Annotated in this window: 4 protein-coding genes and 1 pseudogene (1 of these 5 only partly in view); 4 read left to right on the forward strand and 1 reads right to left on the reverse strand. The window is 56.2% G+C overall.

Features of this window, described 5'->3' with window-relative positions; translation table 11 throughout:
- The 4 genes and pseudogenes from H5U36_04170 to hydE all read left to right on the forward strand — a co-directional run.
- A pseudogene (locus H5U36_04170) lies at positions 1-608 on the forward strand (Ni/Fe hydrogenase subunit alpha); it begins 737 nt to the left of the window's first position.
- Positions 550-1080: a hydrogenase 3 maturation endopeptidase HyCI gene (locus H5U36_04175; protein MBC7217358.1), complete on the forward strand. Its 531-nt coding sequence runs from the start codon at positions 550-552 to the stop codon at positions 1078-1080. The pseudogene H5U36_04170 and the gene H5U36_04175 overlap by 59 nt, the downstream one beginning before the upstream one ends.
- Positions 1073-1315: a hydrogenase maturation nickel metallochaperone HypA gene (locus H5U36_04180; protein MBC7217359.1), complete on the forward strand. Its 243-nt coding sequence runs from the start codon at positions 1073-1075 to the stop codon at positions 1313-1315. Before H5U36_04175 ends, H5U36_04180 begins: the two co-directional genes overlap by 8 nt.
- Positions 1316-1317: 2 nt before the next feature.
- Positions 1318-2634 carry a [FeFe] hydrogenase H-cluster radical SAM maturase HydE gene (gene hydE, locus H5U36_04185; protein ID MBC7217360.1) on the forward strand — a complete coding sequence of 439 codons (1317 nt, stop codon included), beginning with the start codon at positions 1318-1320 and terminating at the stop codon, positions 2632-2634.
- Here the strand turns inward: hydE and H5U36_04190 are convergent.
- Positions 2567-5434, reverse strand: coding sequence for a PAS domain S-box protein (locus tag H5U36_04190; protein MBC7217361.1), 2868 nt, complete (start codon positions 5432-5434; stop codon positions 2567-2569). The two genes, hydE and H5U36_04190, sit on opposite strands and share 68 nt — an antisense overlap.
- Positions 5435-5625: the final 191 nt, after the last annotated feature.

A 5625-nucleotide genomic window follows, 5' to 3' on the forward strand; every position in this document is an offset into this window, starting at 1 on the left:
GAGAGTACCAGAAAATCACCAACGAGTTCGTCGTTCCCCACTCAACCGCCAAGCACACCCGCCTGAGCCGGGATTCCTACATGGTGGGAGCTCTGGCTCGCCTCAACCTGAACTACGGAAAGCTTCATCCAAAGGCGAAAGAGGTTGGAGACCTCTTTGGCATGAATCGCAAGGTAACCAATCCCTATCTCAACACCGTTGCGCAACTTGTGGAGTGCTTCCACTGCCTCTACCATGCCCGGGAGATTGTTGAGGGATTCCTGCAGTCGGGTATCAACTACGAAGAGGAGATTGTCGTGGGTCTCAATGAGGCGAAGCGCATCCCGGTACGTGCTGGAAGTGGTGTCGGGGCGGTTGAGGCACCTCGGGGGACTCTGTACCACCACTACGAGGTTGACGAACACGGCCGTATCGTGAACGCCAACTGCGTTATTCCTACTGGACAAAACCTCCGGAATATCGAGTACGACATGCGGAAGCTCGTTCCGGAAATCCTCGACCGGAGTGACGAGGAAATTCGATTGGCTCTTGAGATGCTCGTGCGGGCCTATGACCCATGCATTTCCTGTTCGACCCATTTCCTCAACGTCTCCTTTGTTGGACGATAGGGTAAGGAAAGCTCTTGAGCCTTCGAGCGAGGGCAAAATGGTCCTTGTGGCAGTGGGGAATCCCCTCCGAAGGGACGACGGGGTGGGGATGTACATCGGAGAGAGAGCAGCACGATTCACCTCTCCTTCTTTCTCGGTTGTTCTTGCGGGATTCACTCCAGAGCGCGTTTTGGACGATATCCTTAGGGAGAGACCGGCAAAAGTTGTCTTTGTAGATGCGGCTTCCTTTGGAGGAACCCCGGGGGAGGTTCGGGTGCTCTCGGAAGAAGAAATCGTGGCCACCACCTTAAGCACCCACATGTTTCCCCTGCCCGTTCTTGCCCGCCTCATCGCTGAAGAGGTGGGCTGTCTCGTTCTCTTTGTGGGAATCGAGCCCCAGGATGTATCTTTTGGGGAAGGGCTGAGTAGAGCTGTCGAAGAGGCTGCCCAGGCAGTGCTTTCGTACCTTGAGGAGGTTTTCCAGCGTGCATGAGCTCCGTCTTGTTCGGGAAGTTTTCGAGGATATCCTGCGGCGTGCGGAGGAAGAGGGAATGCAAAAAGTCACCAGGGTGTACCTCCGGGTGGGGGGATTCACCGAAATCGACCCTGAAATCCTCCGGCACTTTTTCGCCGAGTGCGCCCGGGGGACTATTCTTGAGGGAGCGGAGGTTACCGTTGAGGAGAGTCCAGCCCGGGAGCTGCGCCTTCTTGGTTTTGAGGGGGAGTAAGGGTGTGCTACGCCATTCCTGGACAGGTTGTGGCTCTTGATGGACGGGTGGCCACGATTGAGTACTTTGGGGAACGGAAACGGGCGTACAACGAGATGCCCTTCCTCCGGGTGGGGGATTTCGTCTACGCCCAGGGAGGGTTCGTCATCAAGGTTATTCCTCCCGAGGAGGCTCAGGAAGTCCTTGCCACCTGGAAGGAAACGTTTTTTGAACTCCAGGAGCTCGATTTGCGCCTCAGCCGCCTCGCGGTGGAGGGAAACGGAGTGGCAAGGAACGTTCTCCGTATCCTGGACAAGGCCCTCGAGGAACGTCCCCTCTCAAGGGAGGAACTCCTGACGCTTTTGCGCCTCAAGAATCCAAGGGAGCGAGAGTACCTCTATAAAGTAGCCAATTTCCTGCGACGGAAGAATCTTGGGAATGGCGCTTGCGTGCATGGGATTCTTGAAATTTCAAGCTTCTGTCGCCGGAACTGCGCGTACTGCGGTCTTTCCCTTCACAACCGAGGCCTTTCCCGGTACCGGATGACGGAGGAGGAGATTCTTGCTGCTTCCTTTGAGGCTGTTGAGGTGTACGGTTTCCAGGCTCTCGTCCTCCAGAGCGGGGAGGACCCTGGCCTTTCTGTGGAGAAGCTTGCGCGTATAGTTCGGGAAATCAGAAAACGGCACGCCGTACTCATCTTTGTGAGCTTTGGGGAGGTGGGCCTTGAGGGTCTTGAAGAGCTCTACGAGGCAGGGGCACGAGGGCTTCTGCTTCGTTTTGAGACGGGCAACCCCTCCCTCTATGCGAAACTCCATCCGGGATACACGCTTGCCACTCGCTTAGCTCACCTTGAGAAAGCCTTAGAGCTTGGGTACCTTGTGGCCACTGGAGGGCTCATCGGTCTTCCGGGACAGACCCTTGAGGGTATCCTTGAGGACATTCTCCTTGCGAAATCCCTTGGTGCGGAAATGTACAGTTTCGGTCCCTTCATTCCTCACCCCGGGACTCCTCTCTCTTCCTTCTCTCCTCCGCCTCCCTTTTGGGTGCTCAATGCTCTTGCGGTGGCCCGAATTGTTGACCCGGAGAGGGCAAAGATCCTCGTTACCACTGCTTTCGAAACCCTTGACCCTCAGGCGGCGCGGCTTGGGCTTTTGGCCGGGGCGAATTCCCTCATGCTCAACGTTACCCCTCTTGCCTTTCGCCCAAAGTACGATCTCTACCCACAGAGGGCGCACGTACAGGAAACCATGGAGGAACAGATTGCTGCCACCCTCAGTCTTCTCCGGTCCCTTGGGCGGGCGCCGACGGATCTTGGGGTTGGGACTCCTCGAGAATCTTGATGAAAACTTCAACAATGCGAGGGTCGAACTGGGTTCCGCTCGAGCGCTTGAGCTCTGCAATGGCTTCTTCTTTGGTTCTTGCCTTTCGGTACGGACGGCCGGTAACTATGACGTTGTAGGCATCGCAGATGGCGATAATACGGGAAAGAAGGGGAATGTCCTCACCCTTGAGGCCCCGGGGGTACCCTGTCCCGTCGAAGCGCTCGTGGTGGAAGAGGATGTAGTTGGCGATGGAAGAGAGTTCCCAGATGGACTGGGTGATGCGAAAGCCCACCTCGGGATGCTTTTTGACGATGGCCCATTCCTCTTCATCCAGAGGACCGGGCTTTTCAAGAATCCCCTGGGGAATGGCGATTTTCCCAATATCGTGGAACTCGGCAAGGAGACTGAGCTCATCAAGTTCTCGCTGGGAAAGCCCCAGGGCTTTTCCAAGTCGCAGGGCAAGGTCCCGAATCCGCTGGGAGTGCTCCTCCGTCTCTTGAGTCACGGCTCGCAGGGACGCCCGGAAGGCCTGGAGAACCTGGTTGTGGAAGCTCGTGCTCTCGGTGAGTTTGCGCTGGTACATCCAGTTTTCGGCGATGCGGATGACGTCATCAAGAGGCTCTTCAGGGTCCACCTTGGTGCCGTAACCGAGGGAAATACTCAGAGGGATGGATTCGACCGTGGTCTTTCGAAACTCTTCCTGGATACGTTCCCCAAGGGCCTGTACCTCTTGACTTGTGGTGCGGGGGAGAAGCACCACGAATTCATCCCCTCCAAGCCGGGCAACGATTCCTCTCTCCTCGCACATTCGCCTGAGGATTTGCGCTGCCTGGCGAAGAAGCTCATCCCCCATGGCGTGGCCAAAGGTGTCGTTGACAAGTTTCAGACCGTTCAAATCCCCCATGATGGCGCTCAGGGGGAGATTCTCAGGAGCATCAAGGCGGACCATTTCTTGCTCGAAGAAGGTTCGGTTGTAGAGGCCGGTGAAGACATCATGGAAGGTGAGGTATCGAATGCGTTCCTCGGCGAGTTTCCGTTCCGTAAGGTCAAGGAGGAGAACGAGGAGGGCTTCTTCATCCTGGTACCGCACGGGGGTAAAACGGGCAAGGACCCACTTGCGCTCGCTACCCCTTGTCCTGAGACTGAATTCCTGCTCGAAGGGGATTACCCCTGACTCCTTTTCCCACCTGGTAACGATACCTGCACCCTCTGGGGATACCTCCTGCCAAAGTTCTTCTTGCAGGAATTCCTCGGGTTTGTACCCGGTGAGGACCTCAACGAAGGGGTTAGCGTATATCCATTGCCCTCTGGTCCGGATGAGCACCGCCACGGGAAGAGATTCGGCGAGGGTCCGGAACTTCTCCTCACTCACCTCGAGGGCTCTTCGAGCCTTCTCTCGAATCTCCTCAAGGTCAATGCTGTGCAGGGCAAAGGAGAGGTCCTGGGAGAGCCCGAGAAAGAGCATTTCTTCTTCCTCATCCTCAACGAAGGGGAGAGGGAGAGAGGCAATTATGAACCCGTAGAGGGTCTCGCCCCACTCAAGAGGGGCGACGAAAAGCCCTTCCCCGGGGCGAAGGAGGGAAACAAGAGGCATCCCACAGGGGTCTTCGGAGGAGATTTTTCGAACCTTTTTTACGGGGAACTTCTGGAGCTCTTCAAGGGCCACCTCAAGGCTACACGTTGCACTGAAAGCTTCAAAAGCCTCCTGGGGGAATCCTAAGGCTAACTTGAGCGGGGGTTTGTCATCCTTTGGGAAAAGCACCACGCAGGCGCCAGTGTACCCACATCCTTCAACGAGTTCCCGGCAAACCCCCTGGACCAAGCGTTCCCTATCCTTCTCCTTGGTGATGAGCTGGTTCACATTACGAACGGATTTGAGGACGGAGTTCAGGTGGAGGAGCCGGGCCTCTCGCTCCTTTTCCTTGGTGATGTCAAGGCACACCGCAAGACCGGCATACTGTCCCTGGTAGCGGATGGTAGCCCCTCGAATGAGAATCCACCGTTCCTCCCCGTCTTTGCGGATGATTTTCGCCTCGTACTGGGTTTCCGCTTCTTTCCCTTCCTCTCGCAGGGCAGCGTTCCTTCGCACTCGCTCTCTGAAGTCGGGATGAACCACAGAGTCCACGGGAAGCGAGAGGAGTTCTTCCTGGGTGTAGCCGGTGAGCCGCTCGGTTTCCTCATTGCACCACACGAAGCGGCCACCCTGGTAGATGATGATGGCTGCCGGAGCAAGACGGGTGAGGGTTCGGAATTTGCGCTCGCTTTCCCGGAGAGCATCTTCAGCCCTCACGCGGTCGGTGACATCCTTGACGTACTCAATGACACCAAGGACGTTACCGTCTCTATCCGTAAAAGGATACGCGGTGATCTCAAGCCATCCTGCAACCTCGCCTTTTCTCGTGTAGGGGACAATGTGGGTTACCTTTTTCTTGGTCTCCATGGCAGGGATTGTGGGACAGAAAAAGCAGGGAACCTGGCGATTGTAGTAGGCTTCGTAGCACTTTTTCCCCACAAGAGGCATGGCGTCTTCGTAAAGGCGCTCCATGAAAGAGTTCACCCGGAGGATGGTGAGATCCCGGCTGAGGACAGAAAGCCCATCCTGGATTCCCTCAAAGACGCTGTTCAGGAATTGCCGTTCTCTTTCGAGAGCCTCTTCTTTTTCCTTGAGCTCGGTCATGTCTTTTGAAACTCCCACAATCCCGATGATTTCCCCTTTTTCATTCCGGAGAGGAACCTTGGTCGTGAGTACCCAGGTTATGCGTCCATCGGGCCAGGTTTCCCGCTCGACCTTGCCGATGATAGCTTCTCCTGTTTCCATGATGCGTTGCTCGTCGGCGTAAGCCTCTTCGGCATGGGGAGAGGAAAAGAGGTCAAAGTCGGTTTTCCCGATGAGGTCTTCAACCCGCTCAAAGCCAAAGTACCGGGCAAGGGAGCGACTTCCCCCGATGAAGCGGCCCCTTCGGTCTTTGAAATAGATGCGGTCGGGGATGTACTCAAGGAGGAACGCAA

Source organism: Candidatus Caldatribacterium sp., assembly GCA_014359405.1.
Taxonomy (GTDB): Bacteria; Atribacterota; Atribacteria; order Atribacterales; family Caldatribacteriaceae; genus Caldatribacterium; species Caldatribacterium oleiphilum.

Coding starts and splice junctions, on each gene's coding strand:
- H5U36_04175 (MBC7217358.1), top strand. CDS start 550: ATGACCCATGCATTTCCTGTTCGACCCATTTCCTCAACGTCTCCTTTG.
- H5U36_04190 (MBC7217361.1), bottom strand. CDS start 5,434: ATGGAAACAGGAGAAGCTATCATCGGCAAGGTCGAGCGGGAAACCTGG.